The sequence below is a fragment of the Nocardioides bruguierae genome (assembly GCF_023554635.1).
In the GTDB taxonomy this organism is placed as follows: domain Bacteria; phylum Actinomycetota; class Actinomycetes; order Propionibacteriales; family Nocardioidaceae; genus Nocardioides; species Nocardioides bruguierae.
The window spans coordinates 17,018-31,567 of record NZ_JAMJPH010000003.1; the positions used below are offsets into that span (position 1 = coordinate 17,018).

The 14,550-nt window shown below is 75.2% G+C and carries 16 protein-coding genes; 12 read left to right on the plus strand and 4 right to left on the minus strand.

Going from position 1 to position 14,550, the window contains the following annotated elements; genetic code table 11:
- Window positions 1-39 precede the first annotated feature (39 nt).
- From M8316_RS02440 to M8316_RS02450, 3 genes are read left to right on the plus strand one after another with little or no spacing between them, the layout of a single operon-like run.
- A complete protein-coding gene (locus tag M8316_RS02440) occupies window positions 40-1,452 on the plus strand; it encodes a dihydrolipoyl dehydrogenase family protein (RefSeq protein ID WP_250051696.1) in 1,413 nt (470 codons plus the stop codon).
- A 50-nt stretch (window positions 1,453-1,502) separates the two neighbouring features.
- On the plus strand, window positions 1,503-2,354 hold the full coding sequence (locus M8316_RS02445; RefSeq protein ID WP_250051697.1) for a DUF1206 domain-containing protein: 852 nt from the start codon (window positions 1,503-1,505) through the stop codon (window positions 2,352-2,354).
- Between the two features lie 19 nt (window positions 2,355-2,373).
- On the plus strand, window positions 2,374-3,876 hold the full coding sequence (locus M8316_RS02450) for a dihydrolipoyl dehydrogenase family protein (RefSeq protein WP_250051698.1): 1,503 nt from the start codon (window positions 2,374-2,376) through the stop codon (window positions 3,874-3,876).
- A 13-nt stretch (window positions 3,877-3,889) separates the two neighbouring features.
- On the opposite strand, the gene M8316_RS02455 is transcribed toward M8316_RS02450, so the two are convergent.
- Window positions 3,890-4,093: a hypothetical protein gene (locus tag M8316_RS02455; RefSeq protein WP_250051700.1), complete on the minus strand. Its 204-nt coding sequence runs from the start codon at window positions 4,091-4,093 to the stop codon at window positions 3,890-3,892.
- Window positions 4,094-4,280: 187 nt separating this feature from the next.
- Here M8316_RS02455 and M8316_RS02460 point away from each other — a divergent pair, with 187 nt between their 5' ends.
- From M8316_RS02460 to M8316_RS02470, 3 genes are all read left to right on the plus strand, one after another.
- Complete coding sequence (locus M8316_RS02460) at window positions 4,281-5,291, plus strand: MinD/ParA family ATP-binding protein (protein WP_250051702.1); 1,011 nt, start codon at window positions 4,281-4,283, stop codon at window positions 5,289-5,291.
- Between the two features lie 96 nt (window positions 5,292-5,387).
- On the plus strand, window positions 5,388-5,855 hold the full coding sequence (locus M8316_RS02465; RefSeq protein ID WP_250051704.1) for a hypothetical protein: 468 nt from the start codon (window positions 5,388-5,390) through the stop codon (window positions 5,853-5,855).
- 79 nt (window positions 5,856-5,934) lie between these two features.
- Complete coding sequence (locus tag M8316_RS02470) at window positions 5,935-6,954, plus strand: NADPH:quinone reductase (RefSeq protein ID WP_250051706.1); 1,020 nt, start codon at window positions 5,935-5,937, stop codon at window positions 6,952-6,954.
- A gap of 22 nt (window positions 6,955-6,976) precedes the next feature.
- Here M8316_RS02470 and M8316_RS02475 read toward each other — a convergent pair whose 3' ends face one another.
- The gene (locus M8316_RS02475; RefSeq protein ID WP_250051708.1) at window positions 6,977-7,402 is read right to left on the minus strand and encodes a TIGR03618 family F420-dependent PPOX class oxidoreductase; all 426 of its coding nucleotides are present in this window, start codon (window positions 7,400-7,402) and stop codon (window positions 6,977-6,979) included.
- A 66-nt stretch (window positions 7,403-7,468) separates the two neighbouring features.
- On the opposite strand from M8316_RS02475, the gene M8316_RS02480 reads away from it, so the two are divergent.
- The 6 genes from M8316_RS02480 (at window position 7,469) to M8316_RS02505 (ending at window position 13,885) form a co-directional block, all read left to right on the plus strand.
- Window positions 7,469-7,906 carry a hypothetical protein gene (locus M8316_RS02480; RefSeq protein ID WP_250051710.1) on the plus strand — a complete coding sequence of 146 codons (438 nt, stop codon included), beginning with the start codon at window positions 7,469-7,471 and terminating at the stop codon, window positions 7,904-7,906.
- 81 nt (window positions 7,907-7,987) lie between these two features.
- Window positions 7,988-8,623, plus strand: coding sequence for a bifunctional pyr operon transcriptional regulator/uracil phosphoribosyltransferase PyrR (gene pyrR / locus M8316_RS02485; protein ID WP_443689934.1), 636 nt, complete (start codon window positions 7,988-7,990; stop codon window positions 8,621-8,623).
- Entirely contained in the window at window positions 8,620-9,570 is a 951-nt protein-coding gene (locus M8316_RS02490; RefSeq protein WP_250051712.1) for an aspartate carbamoyltransferase catalytic subunit, read from the plus strand. Before pyrR ends, M8316_RS02490 begins: the two co-directional genes overlap by 4 nt.
- Complete coding sequence (locus tag M8316_RS02495) at window positions 9,567-10,856, plus strand: dihydroorotase (RefSeq protein ID WP_250051715.1); 1,290 nt, start codon at window positions 9,567-9,569, stop codon at window positions 10,854-10,856. The genes M8316_RS02490 and M8316_RS02495 overlap by 4 nt, the downstream gene beginning before the upstream one ends.
- A gap of 11 nt (window positions 10,857-10,867) precedes the next feature.
- Window positions 10,868-13,336 (plus strand): ATP-dependent helicase HrpB, encoded by a 2,469-nt coding sequence (gene hrpB / locus M8316_RS02500; RefSeq protein WP_250051717.1) that lies wholly within the window; start codon window positions 10,868-10,870, stop codon window positions 13,334-13,336.
- Between the two features lie 63 nt (window positions 13,337-13,399).
- Window positions 13,400-13,885: a hypothetical protein gene (locus M8316_RS02505; RefSeq protein ID WP_250051719.1), complete on the plus strand. Its 486-nt coding sequence runs from the start codon at window positions 13,400-13,402 to the stop codon at window positions 13,883-13,885.
- A gap of 10 nt (window positions 13,886-13,895) precedes the next feature.
- Here the strand turns inward: M8316_RS02505 and M8316_RS02510 are convergent, their stop codons facing one another.
- Together M8316_RS02510 and M8316_RS02515 are read right to left on the minus strand one after the other, a co-directional pair.
- Window positions 13,896-14,075 carry a hypothetical protein gene (locus M8316_RS02510; RefSeq protein ID WP_250051721.1) on the minus strand — a complete coding sequence of 60 codons (180 nt, stop codon included), beginning with the start codon at window positions 14,073-14,075 and terminating at the stop codon, window positions 13,896-13,898.
- Between the two features lie 45 nt (window positions 14,076-14,120).
- Window positions 14,121-14,540 (minus strand): aromatic ring-opening dioxygenase LigA, encoded by a 420-nt coding sequence (locus M8316_RS02515; protein WP_250051723.1) that lies wholly within the window; start codon window positions 14,538-14,540, stop codon window positions 14,121-14,123.
- Window positions 14,541-14,550 lie beyond the last annotated feature (10 nt).

Below are 14,550 nucleotides of genomic sequence, written 5' to 3' on the forward strand. Positions count from 1 at the left end.
GTGGGCGGGGCGCGGTGCTTCCCGAGGCAGGCTGGGCCCATGAGCGCGTCTCCCGCCCCCGAGCCCCTGTCCGTCGACCTCTGCGTGATCGGCCTCGGCCCGGGCGGGGAGGCGGCCGCCTCGGGCGCCGCCACCGCCGGCTTGGACGTGCTCGCCGTCGACGCCCACCTCGTCGGCGGCGAGTGCCCCTACTACGGGTGCATCCCGTCGAAGATGATGGTCCGCGCCGCCGACGCGCTGGGTGAGGCCCACCGCGTCGGCACCCTGGCCGGTGACGTCGAGGTCGTCCCCTCCTGGACGCCGGTGGCGACGCGCATCCGGGACGAGGCCACCACCGGCTGGGACGACACCATCGCCGTGCGACGACTCCAGGACGCCGGCGCCACCGTGCTGCACGGCACCGCCCGCCTCGTCGGGGAGCGGGCCGTGGAGGTGACGCTGCCCGACGGGTCGGTGCGCGCGGTGACGGCCCGTCGCGGCGTCCTGCTGAACCCGGGCACCCGCCCCGCGACGCCGCCCGTCGACGGCCTGGCGGGCACCCCGTTCTGGACCAACCGCGACTCCGTGCGGGCCACCGCGGTGCCGCCGCGCCTCGTCGTGCTCGGCGGTGGTCCCGTCGGGGTCGAGCAGGCGCAGGTCTTCGCCCGGTTCGGCGCACGGGTGACGATCGTGCAGCACGGCGAGCGGCTGCTGCCCGGGGACGAGCCCGAGGCCTCCCGCCTGCTCGAGGACGTCCTGGTCGGCGAGGGGCTGCGCGTGCTGACCGGGCGCTCGCTGGAGCACGTCGCGCACGCCGACGGGCTGTTCTCGCTGACGCTCGACGACGGTGAGCACCTCGAGGCCGAGCAGCTGCTCGTGGCCGCCGGGCGCACGCCCAACCTCGACCGGGTGGGCCTCGAGAGGGTCGGGCTGGACCCGTCCTCGCGCACGCTCGAGGTCGACGACCGCTGCCGGGTGACGGCGCTCGGCGACGCGGACCCGTGGCTGTGGGCCATCGGGGACGTCACCGGCCACGGAGCCTTCACCCATGTCTCGATGTACCAGTCCGCGGTCGCCCTCGCCGACGTCCTGAGCGCCGACCACGAGCCCGCCCGCTACCACGCGGTGCCGCACGTGACCTTCACCGATCCCGAGGTCGGCGGGGTGGGACTCACCGAGGCCGCCGCGCGCGAGGGCGGGCTCACCGTGCGCACCGGCACGACCGCCCTGGAGTCCTCCAGCCGCGGCTTCACCCACGGGCCCGGCGCCCGCGGCGTCCTGAAGCTGGTCGAGGACGCCGAGCGGGGGGTGCTGGTCGGGGCGACCGCCGTCGGCCCCGGCGGTGGCGAGATCCTCGGCCTGCTCGCGCTGGCCGTGCACGCGGAGGTGCCCGTGGCCACGCTGCGCACGATGATCTACGCCTACCCGACGTTCCACCGAGCCGTGGAGACGGCCCTTGCGGACCTCTCCTGACCACCCGGCCGGGTGAGAGGGTCCGTCACCCACCCGGGTACCGGTCCGGCATGACCTCACTCGCCGACCGTGCGCCCTCGCCCAGCCACCTGAAGCCCTCGGACAGCAAGCTCCACACGGCCGGCCGCATCGGCATGGCGGCCTACGGGGTCGTCTACATCCTGGTGGGCTGGCTGGCGCTGCAGCTCGCCATCGGCTCCGGCGGGGACAACGCCAACGCCTCCAGCTCCGGGGCCATCCACCAGCTCGCGCAGCAGCCGCTCGGCGCCGTCCTCGTCTGGGCCGTGGCGATCGGGCTCATCGCGCTCGTGGTGTGGCAGCTGAGCCAGGCGATCTGGGGCCACACCGACGAGGACGGCGCCAAGATGTGGGCCAAGCGCGGCAAGTCCCTGGCCAAGGCCGTCACCTACGGCTTCATCGCGGCCTCCGCCATCCAGGTGGCCGTCGCCGACTCCACCGGCGGCGGTGGCGGTGGGGGCGGCGGTTCCTCCACCGACTCGTGGACGGCTCGCCTGATGAGCGCCCCGGCCGGGCAGCTCCTGGTCGGCGCGGTCGGTCTGTTCATCATCGGCCTGGGCGTCTACTACGTCGTGAAGGCCTACACGGAACGCTTCCGCAAGGAGCTCGACGGCGAGGGCAAGAGCGGTCAGAGCGGTCGCGCGCTCCTGATCCTCGGCAAGGTCGGGTACACCGCCCGCGGCATCGCGTTCGGCGTCGTCGGTGGCCTGTTCGTGTACGCGGCCGCCACCCACTCCGCCAAGCAGTCGGGCGGCCTCGACCAGGCGCTGCTCACCATCCGCGACGCCCCGGCGGGTCCGTGGCTGCTCGGAGCCGTGGCCGTCGGCATCGCCTGCTACGGCGTCTTCTGCCTCGCACGGGCCAAGCACCTGACCGAGAGCTGAGCCCGGCAGACTGCTCCGCATGAGCACCAGCCCCACCGCCGACGACCCCACCCGCCCGCAGCCCCTCCACCGCACCGTCGACGTGGTCGTGCTCGGCATGGGCAGCGGCGGGGAGCACGTCGCCCACAAGCTGCTCGACGCCGGGCTCGAGGTCGCGGGCGTCGAGGCGGGCCTGGTGGGCGGCGAGTGCCCGTTCTGGGGCTGCACCCCGTCCAAGCTGCTGATCCGGTCCGCCGACGCCCTGGCCGAGGCGCGGCGTGCCGGGCACCTCGCCGGCGACGTCGACGTCCGCCGCCCCGACCTGGGGCCCGCCGCGGCGCGCGTGCGGGAGGCCAACCACGACTGGGACGACGAGGCCCACGCCGGCCCGCTGCTGGGCAAGGGCCTCGACCTGGTGCGCGGGCACGGCCGGCTCGAGGGGAGGGACGCGGACGGGGCGGTCCGGGTGCGCGCCACGACCAGTACCGGCTCCGTGCTGCTCACGGCCCGCCGCGGCGTCGTCCTCAACACCGGCACCGAGCCGGCCGTGCCGCCGGTCGAGGGCCTGGCCGGCACGCCCTACTGGACCAACCGCGACGCCGTCGCGCTCACCGCCGCGCCCGCCTCGGTGGTCGTGCTCGGCGGCGGCCCCATCGGCGCCGAGCTCACGCAGGTGCTCGCCCGGTTCGGCTCGCGCACCACGCTGGTGGAGACCGAGCCCCGGCTGCTGGGGCCCGAGGAGCCCGAGGCCGGCGACCTGCTCGCCGACGTCCTGCGCACCGAGGGCGTGGACGTGCGCACCGGCACCACCCTCACCCGCGTGGCCCACGGCGACGACGGGTTCACCTGCACCCTCACCGCGGCCGAGGACGGTGCCGAGGACGGTGCCGAGGACGGGCGCGAGGCCACCGTGACCGCGGACCACCTGCTCGTCGCGACCGGGCGACGCCCCCTGCTCGACGACCTCGGCCTGGAGACGGTCGGCCTCGACCCCGCGGCCGCCTCCGTGCCCGTCGACGCCCGCTGTCGCTCCGCCGCCGACGGGGTCTGGGCCGTCGGCGACATCACCGGCGAGGGCGCGTTCACGTCGGTCGCGCTCTACCAGGGTGCGCTGGTCGTGCAGGACCTGCTCGGCACCGCCACCGGTGGACCCGACACCCACCCCGAGGAGTGGGGCGACTACCGCGCGGTCGCCCGCGCGACGTTCACCGACCCGGAGGTCGGCGCGGTGGGCCTGACCGAGGCACAGGCCCGCGAGGCAGGCATCGACGTGGTCACCGCGATCGCGGACGTCGGCCGGGACTCGCGCGGCTGGATCCACGGCGCCCACGGACTGATCAAGGTCGTGGCCGACCGCGAGGCCGGCGTCCTGGTCGGGGCCACGGCGGTCTCACCGGCCGGGGGAGAGGTGATCGGCCTGTTCACGACCGCCGTGCACGCGCGCGTGCCGGTCGCGACGCTGCGTCGGATGCACCTGGCCTACCCGACCTTCCACCGGACCGCCCGCGTCGTGCTCGCGAAGCTGGGCGAGGCCGGCGTGTGAGCACCGTGCCGACCTAGACGAACCACTGCCGGCGCTCGCGCGCGGCCTCCTCCTGCGCCGCCTCCGCACGCTGCTCGCGGCGGTGACGGCCGAGCAGGGAGAGGAAGATGAGGGACGCGGACCCGGCCAGGCCGATGGTCGTGCAGCCCGGCGCCAGGCCCGCGAGCAGCACCAGGCAGACCGTCAGCGCGGCCATGGCGGCGTGCGGGCTCCTCATGCGCGTCCCATCGGCGGGCGTCCGCCGGACCTGACCCGGACCTGAACCGGACGTGAACCGGGTCCCTGATCGGGTCCGTGATCCGGGTACCTGACCCGGCCGCCTGGGGAGACATGTGTGAGGGCGGACCTGGCGGGGAATCACTCCGTGCGATCCCCTCATCCGCTCGACATCTCGGGAGATGCCGATGACCCAGACCGACGACCGCACCGAGCAGCGGCAGGGCGCCCCGCGCGGAGGCGCGCACGCCGAGCCGCGTCGGTTCGCCACCGCCACCGACTTCCTCGACCGGCGCGCCGCCGAGGCGACGACCGGTCCGGCCACCTGGGGCTGGCGGGGCGCCGTGCGGCGCATGAGCGGCGGCCTGGTGTCTCCGGCGATGGGTCCGGCCGAGGCCGAGCACCACGACCTGCGCCGTCGCGTGCAGCGCGACCTCGACGGGCCGCGCACCATCGCCTTCGTGAACCCCAAGGGCGGGGCCGCCAAGACCACCGGCGTGCTGGCGGCCGGCTGCACGTTCGGCACGGTGCGCGGCGGCGGGGTCGTGGCCTGGGACAACAACGAGACCCGCGGCACCCTCGGCATCCGGGGTGCCCGCGCCGGGCACCACAACACCACCCGCGAGCTGCTGGAGGACCTGGAGCGCTTCGACCAGGTCGGTTCGTCGCGCATCGGGGACCTCGGTGCCTACGTCCGCTCGCAGGGCGACGCCCACTTCGACGTCCTCGCCTCCGACGAGCGTCCGGACGTCACGGGGACCATCCACGCCGACGACTTCGGCGCGGTGCACGGCCTGCTCGAGCGCTTCTACCGAGTGATCCTCGTCGACACCGGCAACAACATGCGTGCCGAGAACTGGCTGGCGGCCGCCGGTGCCGCCGACCTGCTCGTCGTGACCTCCACCGTCCGCGAGGACACCGGCTACTCGGGCCTGTGGATGCTCGACGCCCTGGCCGACGCCGGCGTCCCGGACCTCAAGCACCGCACGCTCACGGTGCTCTCCGACCCCTCGCCCACGGTGGACAAGGGCCTCGCCGCCGACCTCGAGGACGTCTACGAGCAGCGCACCCGCAGCGTCCACCGCGTGCCCTACGACCCTGCGCTCGTCTCGGGCTCGGTGGTGCCCTACACCGAGCTCTCGCGTGCGACCCAGCGGTCGTGGCTGGCGGCCTGCGCCGCGATGGCGGACGCGCTCTGACCCACCAGCCGGGACCTTGGTCCCGATCCTCGGCGCGACGGCGTGGACTGCCCGGACGTTCCTGACAGGACGGTCCGGCGGCCCTACGCTGCGGGCATGGCCCGACCCGTCCTGCTCACGCACCCCGAGGGCGCCGACGTCGCCACCGCCACGCAGAAGCCCGTGCTCGGCGACTACCACTACGACGGGCGCCGGTGGCTGCGGTTCAGCGGCCGCCGGTGGCAGCGGGCTCTGTACTCCTGCGACCCGGCGGTGCTCGAGGCGAAGGCGGGGCCCGAGGCCTGGCACGAGGTCGACGACGCGGAGCGCACCCGTCTGCTGGACGTGGCGGTGCGGGACCGCGTGCTGACCACCAACGGGCAGGTCCTGTACCGCGACGACCACTCCGCGGTGCTGCGGCACCGTCGTCGGCCCGCGCACGTCGCACACTTCCTGGCCACGGTGCTCACGCTCGGCGCGTGGCTCGTCGTGTGGATCGCGGCCACCGTGCTGGCCGGCGAGGACCGCGTGATGCTGGTGGTCGACCGGTGGGGCCACGTCTGGCCGCAGACCAGCACCCGCTGACTCTCGCCGACCCGACGAGACGCCGGTTCTCACCCCCTCGTCGGGAACACCGCCCGGGGGTCGGGACGCTGCACACGACATGCGAGCAGTCGTGTACTCCGAGACCGGTCCGTCCTCCGTCCTGACCCTCGTCGACCGGCCCGTGCCCGAGCCGGGCCCGGGCGAGGTCCGGGTCCGGGTGGTGCGCGCGGGCGTGAACCCCACCGACTGGAAGTTCCGGGCCGGCGGCATGAACGGCGACTTCACCGAGGTCAGCCCCGGGCAGGACGCCGCCGGTGTCGTCGACGCCGTGGGCGAGGGCGTCACGGGGCTGGAGGTCGGCGAGCGGGTCTGGACCTACCTCGCCCAGGCCGCGGGCCGCGCCTACGGCACGGCGATCGAGCACACCGTGCAGCCGGCCGCCCACGTCGTCCCCCTGCCGGTCGGGGCCTCGTTCGACCTGGGCGCCGCGCTCGGCGTCCCGGCGATGACCGCGCACCGCGCGCTCACCAGCGGTGAGGACGCCGACCGGATCGCCCCCGGTAGCCTGAGCGGCACCACCGTGCTGGTGCAGGGCGGTGCCGGTGCCGTCGGCAACGCCGCGATCCAGCTCGCCCGGTGGGCGGGCGCGCAGGTCGTCGCCACGGTCTCCAGCGAGGAGAAGGCCGCGCTCGCGATCGCGGCCGGTGCGCACCAGACGGTGAACTACCGGGCCGGCTCCGTGCCCGACGCGCTGGCCGAGATCTGCCCCGAGGGCGTCGACCTGGTGGTCGACGTCGCGCTCGGGCCGAACCTGGCCGACGACGTCGCCGTGCTGCGCAACCGCGGCACGATCGCCTTCTACGGCGCGAACCCCGGCGACGAGGCCCACGCCCCGGTGCGCGACCTGATGATCAAGAACGTCCGGCTCCAGGGCGCGATGCTCTACTTCGTCGGCGCGGACCTCCTCGAGGCGGCCGCCGCCGACGTCAACGCCGCCGTGGACGCCGGTGCCCTCCGGGTCGGGCCGGACGCCGGCGTCCCGCTGCACCACTTCGCGCTGGAGGACGCGGCGGCCGCCCACGACGCCGTCGAGAACGGCGCCGTGGGCAAGGTGCTGCTCGACGTGAGCGAGGCCTGAGCCGGCCGCAGCCGGGGCGGCCTCAGCCCCGCTTGCTGAGGTCGTCCTTGTGCGCGCCCCAGCCGTGCCAGTCGGAGATCCGCACCCAGACGTTGGTCCGCGGGCTGACCTGGTCGGGGTAGTCGTGGCCGGTGTAGTGCTGCGAGACCTTGTTCGCGCCGGCCAGCCCGGTGTCGGAGGCGATCTCCACGACCTCGCCCTGGAACGAGACGTGGGTGTACCAGTTCTCCGGGTCGGTCACGGTCAGGGCGATCCGGGGGTCCCGCTTCAGGTGCTGGAGACGGGTGCGGGTGTCGTCGAGGGTGAGGAGCACGCGGTCGTCGTCCTCGAGCAGGTACCAGGTGGCGACCGTGATCGGCGCACCGCTCTTGCGCAGCGTCGCCATGACGGCCGGGTTGGGGCGGGAGAGGAAGGCGCGGACGTCGTCCGGGAAGGGGAGCTTCGACATGGTCCGAGCCTCCTCCGTGCCGCCGGCGCAGCCCACCCCCTGGGGGGATCTGGCACCATGGTCGGCATGAGCGAGGACACGACCGACGCCGAGCGGCCCGTCGACCTGTTCACCCCGGTGGCGGGCCTCGACCTCGGCGTGCGGCCCTCGTCCTCCTGGCGGGGCCTGGTCACCCCGCGCCGACTGCTGGCCACGGTCGTGCTGAGCGTCGTCCTGGTGCTCGTCTACACCTCCGGCGTGCAGGGCACCGTGACGTCCGGCTACCAGGCCATGATCGCCGTGGCGGCGCTGCTCGGTGGCCTCGCGCTGGCCACCTACGTGCCCGACCCGCGGGCCTCGGTCGCGTCCTCGCCCTGCGCCACGATGGCGGCGGCGTGGGTCGTCCTGCCCGCGTTCGTCCTCGCCTCGCCGGCCGAGCCGGTCACGGCGCTCATGGCCATCGGCGCCGCCGGCTTCGGCCTGCTCCAGCGCGTCCGGGGCGGGGCCTGCGGGATGGCCGGGTGAGCCGTCCTCGCTGCTAGGCTGCGCAGCAGTTCGACATCCTTTAACGAGCCGTCCCGTGAGGCGGAGAAGGAGGTCCGCAGCGTGGTGCCGTCCGGCATTGAGCAGCAGCCCGACCAGCAAGGCCCCCCGTCCGGCACGAGCGGCGAGGAGCGGCCCGGCCGGGTCGTCTTCGACGCCGACGAGATCGCCCGGTCGCTGACCCGCATCGGTCACGAGATCCTGGAGCGCAACCGCGGCGCGGAGGACCTCGTCCTCCTGGGCGTGCCCAGCCGCGGCGTCCCGCTCGCCCAGCGCATCGCCGCGCGGATCGCCGCCGTCGAGGGCGTCGAGGTGCCGGTGGGCTCCCTCGACATCACCTTCTACCGCGACGACCTGCGCAAGAACCCCGCGCGCGGTCCGCAGCACACCGAGATCCCGCCGGTCGGCATCGACGGCAAGACCGTCGTGCTCGTGGACGACGTCCTCTACTCCGGCCGCACGGTGCGCGCCGCGCTGGACGCGATGAACGACCTCGGCCGCCCCGACGTCGTCCGCCTCGCCGTGCTCGTCGACCGGGGCCACCGCGAGCTGCCGATCCGCGCCGACCACGTCGGCAAGAACCTCCCCAGCGCCCGCAGCGAGCGCGTGATGGTCCGGCTGGCCGAGACCGACGGCTACGAGGAGGTCCGCATCGCGGAGGGCCCGAGCAACGTCGGGCGGAAGGGGGAGCAGGCGTGAAGAAGCACCTCCTGAGCGTCCACGACCTCTCGATCGACGACGTCGAGACACTCTTCGCCACCGCCGCCGAGATGCACGACGTGCAGCACCGGCAGGTCAAGAAGCTGCCCGCCCTGCGCGGCCGCACGGTCATCAACCTCTTCTTCGAGGACTCCACGCGCACCCGCTCGAGCTTCGAGATCGCGGGCAAGTGGCTCTCGGCCGACACCATCAACATCACCGGCAAGGGGTCCTCGGCGTCCAAGGGCGAGTCCCTGCGCGACACCGTGCTCACGATCTGCGCGATGGGCGTCGACGCCCTCGTCATGCGCCACTCCGCCTCGGGCGCGGCCCTGCAGGTCAGCCAGTGGGTCGACGCCGCCGTCATCAACGCCGGCGACGGCACGCACGAGCACCCCAGCCAGGCGCTGCTCGACGCGTACACCCTGCAGCGGTACTTCGAGGGCAAGAACCTCGGTCCGCTCGAGGGCAAGCACGTGGTGATCGTCGGCGACCTGACCCACAGCCGGGTCTTCCGCTCCAACGTCGGCATGCTGACGAAGCTGGGCGCCCGCGTCACCGTGGTCGCCCCGCCGACGCTGATGCCCTCCGGCGTCGGCCCGTGGAGCCAGGACGCCGGGTACGCCACGTCCTACGACCTCGACGAGGTGCTCCCGACGGCGGACGCGGTGATGATGCTGCGCGTGCAGAAGGAGCGGATGAGCGGCGGCTTCTTCCCGACGGGTCGCGAGTACACGGTCGGCTACGGCCTCACCCGCCAGCGGCTCTCGCTGCTGCGTCAGGACGTGCCGATCCTGCACCCCGGCCCGATGAACCGCGGCCTGGAGATCGCCGCCGACGCAGCCGACGCCGCGTCCTCGGTCGTGCTCGACCAGGTCTCCGCCGGCGTGGCCGTGCGCATGTCGATCCTGTACCACCTCCTCGCCGGCGAAGGGAACGAGAAGTGAGCCGCCTGCTGATCACCGGGGCCTCCATCGAGGGCGGGGCAGCCGCCGACGTCCTCGTCGTGGACGGGGCCGTCGCCGAGGTCGGCCACGGGCTAGACCGCAGCGGGGCCGAGGTCGTGGACGCCGACGGCCTGGTCGCCCTCCCGGGCCTGGTCGACCTGCACACCCACCTGCGCGAGCCCGGCCGCGAGGACGCCGAGACGATCCTCACCGGCTCCCAGGCCGCCGCCGTCGGCGGGTACACCGCCGTGCTGGCGATGGCCAACACCAACCCGGTCACCGACACCGCCGAGGCCGCCGAGCGCGTGCACGCCCTCGGGCTGGCCGCGGGCGTCGTCGACGTCCACCCGGTCGGCTCGGTCACCAAGGGCCTGGCCGGCGAGGAGCTCTCCGAGATCGGCCTCATGGCCCGCAGCAAGGCCCGGGTCCGGGTCTTCTCCGACGACGGCAGGTGCGTCGGCAACGCCCGCGTCATGCGCCGGGCCCTGGAGTACGTCAAGGCGTTCGGCGGCGTGATCAGCCAGCACAGCCAGGACACCGACCTCGCCGGGTCGGCCTCCTGCTGCCACGAGGGCGAGCTGTCGGGTCGCCTCGGGCTGCCCGGCTGGCCCGGCGTCGCCGAGGACGTCATCGTCGCCCGCGACGTGATGCTGGCCCGGCACACCGGCTCCCGGGTCCACGTCGCGCACGTCTCCACCGCCGGGTCGGTCGAGGTGCTGCGCTGGGCGAAGTCGCAGGGGATCGACGTCACCGCCGAGGTGACGCCGCACCACCTGCTGCTCACCACCGACCTGCTCGCGGGCTACGACCCGACGTTCAAGGTCAACCCGCCGCTGCGCCCGGCCGAGGACGTCGAGGCGCTGCGCGCCGCGCTGGCCGACGGCACGATCGACGCCGTCGCCACCGACCACGCCCCGCACGCCCGGCACGACAAGGAGCACGCCTTCGTCGACGCCGCCTTCGGCATGCTGGGTCTGGAGACGGCCGTGCAGGTCGTCGCGCAGGTGATGGTCGAGTCGGGGCGGATGACCTGGGCGGACCTGGCCCGGGTGATGTCCACGACCCCCGCCCGGATCGCCGGGCTCGAGGGTCAGGGCCAGGGCCTCGTGGTCGGCGCGCCGGCGAACCTCACGCTGGTCGACCCCTCGGCCGACGTGACGGTCGACCGGGCCGACTCGGTCTCCCTCTCGCGCAACAACCCGTACCACGGGCGCTCCTTCGGGGCGTCGGTGCGCGCGACGTTCCTACGCGGTCGGGCCACCGTGCTCGACGGCACGCTGGTCTGACCGCCTCGCGCGTGGACGCGCTCGCGCGCCTGCTGGCCGACCCGCCCGACCTCCCGGTCGCCGGCGGGCTCGGCCGGCTCCGCGCGGCGCTGACAGGGTCGGGCTCGGCGGTGGTCACCGCGCCGCCGGGCTCGGGCAAGACCACGCTGGTGCCGCCCGCCGTGGCGCTCGACGTGCCGGGTCGGGTCGTGGTGACACAGCCCCGTCGGATCGCCGCGCGGGCGGCGGCCCGGCGCCTCGCCTCGCTGCTGGGCGAGCGGGTGGGAGAGACCGTCGGCTTCTCCGTGCGCGGCGAGCGGGCCGTCTCGCCGGCCACCCGGATCGAGGTCGTCACCACCGGCCTCCTCCTGCGGCGGCTCCAGGCCGACCCGACGCTGGACGGCGTCGACGCCGTCGTCCTGGACGAGGTGCACGAGCGTGCCCTCGACGCCGACCTCGCCCTCGCGCTGCTGCTGGACGCGCGGGCGGCGCTGCGCGAGGACCTGCGCCTCGTCGCCATGTCGGCGACCCTGGCCGCCGACCGGTTCGCCGCCCTGCTCGACGCCCCCGTGGTCGACGTGCCCGGCTCCCTGCACCCCGTCGAGGTCCGCTGGGCGCCGCCCGCCCCGGGCGTCCTGCCCGTCGACGAGCGGGGCGTGCCGCCGACGTTCCTGACCCACGTCGCCGCGACCGTCCGCACCGCGCTGGCCGAGCACGAGGGCGACGTCCTGGTCTTCGTACCCGGCGCCCGCGAGGTCGACCGGGTCTGCTCCGCGCTGGCCGGGTGCGGCGCCGACGTCCTGCCCCTGCACGGGCGGCTGCCGGCCTCCGCGCAGGACGACGCGCTCAGCCCCCGCCCGGGCCGCCGGGTCGTCGTCTCCACCGCCGTGGCCGAGTCCTCGCTCACCGTGCCCGGCGTCCGCGTGGTCGTGGACGCCGGCCTGGCCCGCGAGCCCCGCCACGACCCCGCCCGCGGGCTCGGCGGTCTCGTGACGGTGCGGGTCTCGCGCTCCGGGGCCGAGCAGCGCGGCGGCCGCGCCGGACGCGAGGCCCCGGGCACCGTGCTGCGCTGCTGGTCCCAGGCCGATCACGCCCACCTGGCCGCGCACCCGCTGCCGGAGATCGCGGTGGCCGACCTCGTCGGTTTCGCGCTCGAGACCGCCGCCTGGGGCACCCCCGGCGGGGTCGGCCTGTCCCTGCCGGACGCGCCGCCCGCCGCCGCCCTCGCCTCGGCCACCTCCACCCTCACCGACCTCGGGGCGCTGGAGGAGACCGGCGGGCTGACCGCGCGAGGCCGCTCGCTCGTCGGCCTCCCGGTCGACCCGCGCCTGGGGCGGGCCCTGCTCGACGGAGCACCGCTCGTGGGTGCCCGCCGCGCCGCCGAGGTGGTCGCCCTGCTCGCCGAGGACCGGACCCCCGACGGCGACCTCGTGGCCGCCCTGCGGTCCGTGCGGCGGGACAGGCCGCGCAGCTGGACGGAGACCGTGCGTCGCCTGCTGCCGAGCGTCGGCGACGCCCCCGAGCCCCGCGAGACGCTCACCGACGACCTCGCGGTGGGCGCCGTCGTGGCGCTGGCCCAGCCCGACCGGGTCGCGCGTCGCCGCACCGGCTCTGCCGGTCACCTGCTCGTCGGCGGCACCGGCTGCGACGTGCCCGGTGCTTTGGCCGAGCTGGAGTGGCTGGCCGTGGCCGAGGTCGACCGCCGCCCCGGGCAGGCCCGGGCTCGCGTGCGCTCCGCGGCGCCGCTGACCGAGGAGCTGGCCCTGGTGGCGGCGTCCGCGCGCCGCACGACCGAGGACGAGGTGACCTGGCGCGAGGGACGGCTGCGCGCTCGCCGCGTCACGCGGCTGGGCGCGATCGAGCTGTCCGCGACCGCGCTGGCGGAGCCCTCGTCCACGGCGGTGGCGGCGGCCGTGCGCGAGGCCCTGGCCCGCGACGGCCTCGACGTGCTGCCCTGGTCGGACGCCGCCAGAGCCCTGCGGCACCGGCTGGCGTTCCTGCACCGCGAGCTGGGGGCGCCGTGGCCCGACGTCTCCGACACGGCGCTCGCGGAGGGCCTCGACGACTGGCTCGACGTCTCCCGGGTCCGCTCGGGCAAGGACCTCGCGCGGCTCGACGTGCTGAGCGGGCTCCGGGGCCTGCTTCCGTGGCCCGAGGCCACCCGGCTCGACGAGCTGGCGCCCGAGCGGCTGCCCGTGCCCTCCGGTGCCACGCACCGGGTCGACTACGCGGACGCCTCGGGCCAGCCGGTGGTGGCCTGCAAGCTGCAGGAGTGCTTCGGTCTGGCCGAGACCCCGCGGCTGGCCGACGGCCGGGCGCCCGTGCTGCTGCACCTGCTCTCCCCGGCCGGGCGCCCGCTGGCGGTCACCGCTGACCTGGCCTCCTTCTGGGACGGGCCTTACGCGGGCGTGCGTGCCGAGATGCGCGGGCGCTACCCCAAGCACCCCTGGCCGGAGGACCCCTGGTCCGCGCGGGCGACGGCGAGGACGAGCCGGCGCTGAGCACGGGATCGTCAGGACGGGGCTGTCGTGCGTCGTGGGGTCCCCGGGCGATACCGTGGGGGCATGTTCGAGGGTGACGGGGGCTTCTGGCTGGTGGCGGTCGTCGCCGTCGTCGTGCTCCTGGCCGGCACGGGCTCGGCCGTGCGTCGGCTCGTGCGCGGCCGCTCGGACCTGACCCCGTCGCCCGAGGTCGTGCGGGCCTCGGTCCTGCGCCAGGAGGGTCGCGAGCACGAGGCGGACGAGGTGGAGGCCCGCGCGGCTGCCACGCGCGCCGCCACCGACGCGCCCGACATGCCTGATGTGTCCGGCGCGGCCGACGTGCCCGACCTCGCGGGGGACACCCTGGCCGACCACCCCTGGCCGGCCGGTGCCGGCGGCGCCGCGCGCGGCTCGGCGGTGGGGCCGGAGGCCTCCACCGGACGCACGCAGGACGACGTCAGCCGCTCGCCCGTCGACCGGCTGCGCGTCATCGACGAGCTGTTGGCGAAGGGCTACATCACCGACCAGGAGCACGCGGCCGCCCAGCGGCGGATCGCCCAGGACCTCTGAGCCCGGCGCCTCAGCCCTTGTAGGTCCAGCCGATGCGGTGCCCCACGTGCGGCGCCTCGCCGAGGCCGATGCCGACCCCGGGCTGCACCGGGCGCACCTGGCTGTGGGCACGGCGTCGCTGCGCCCGCTCCAGCCGCACCACGAAGGCCAGCGTGCCCGCGACGCCGAGCGTCCACCAGAGCCAGGTCATCCACCGACGGTAAGGGTGCCCTGACGGCTGGTCAAGGGCGCACGGTCACGGGACGGGCACCGGCTCGGCCCTGCGGCTGACGTCGCGCATCCCGAGCCCCAGGAGCACGAAGATCAGCCCCATCGCGACGGCCACCGCGCTCATCCCGAAGGCCAGCACCGAGGTGAACAGCGAGGACTGGAGGAACGCGGAGGTCATCGCGGTCTGGCGCAGCGGGTCGTCCTGGTCCAGCTCCGCGTAGGTCTTGCCGCCGGTGATCCCGAGGGTGTGCTTGTCGATCACCTTGGCCTGGCAGTAGGCGGCGAACGGGTTGTCGACGTCCGCCCCGGCGAAGCAGTCGGCGTCCGCCGAGACGGTGATCCGCTGCGCGGACAAGGTGGAGGCGACCACCGACCAGGTCACCACCCCACCCACCACGAGGACGATCCCGAGGACGATCGAGGAGATCCAGGCTGCTGCGCGCATGGAGGGTGCC

What these genes read in the sequence shown, in the direction of transcription:
- M8316_RS02515 (WP_250051723.1), bottom strand. Translation starts at nt 14,540, where the DNA reads ATGCGCGCAGCAGCCTGGATCTCCTCGATCGTCCTCGGGATCGTCCTC.
- M8316_RS02470 (WP_250051706.1), top strand. Translation starts at nt 5,935, where the DNA reads ATGCGAGCAGTCGTGTACTCCGAGACCGGTCCGTCCTCCGTCCTGACC.
- M8316_RS02505 (WP_250051719.1), top strand. Translation starts at nt 13,400, where the DNA reads ATGTTCGAGGGTGACGGGGGCTTCTGGCTGGTGGCGGTCGTCGCCGTC.
- M8316_RS02460 (WP_250051702.1), top strand. Translation starts at nt 4,281, where the DNA reads ATGACCCAGACCGACGACCGCACCGAGCAGCGGCAGGGCGCCCCGCGC.
- M8316_RS02475 (WP_250051708.1), bottom strand. Translation starts at nt 7,402, where the DNA reads ATGTCGAAGCTCCCCTTCCCGGACGACGTCCGCGCCTTCCTCTCCCGC.
- M8316_RS02455 (WP_250051700.1), bottom strand. Translation starts at nt 4,093, where the DNA reads ATGAGGAGCCCGCACGCCGCCATGGCCGCGCTGACGGTCTGCCTGGTG.
- M8316_RS02480 (WP_250051710.1), top strand. Translation starts at nt 7,469, where the DNA reads ATGAGCGAGGACACGACCGACGCCGAGCGGCCCGTCGACCTGTTCACC.
- M8316_RS02450 (WP_250051698.1), top strand. Translation starts at nt 2,374, where the DNA reads ATGAGCACCAGCCCCACCGCCGACGACCCCACCCGCCCGCAGCCCCTC.
- M8316_RS02440 (WP_250051696.1), top strand. Translation starts at nt 40, where the DNA reads ATGAGCGCGTCTCCCGCCCCCGAGCCCCTGTCCGTCGACCTCTGCGTG.
- M8316_RS02445 (WP_250051697.1), top strand. Translation starts at nt 1,503, where the DNA reads ATGACCTCACTCGCCGACCGTGCGCCCTCGCCCAGCCACCTGAAGCCC.
- M8316_RS02510 (WP_250051721.1), bottom strand. Translation starts at nt 14,075, where the DNA reads ATGACCTGGCTCTGGTGGACGCTCGGCGTCGCGGGCACGCTGGCCTTC.
- M8316_RS02465 (WP_250051704.1), top strand. Translation starts at nt 5,388, where the DNA reads ATGGCCCGACCCGTCCTGCTCACGCACCCCGAGGGCGCCGACGTCGCC.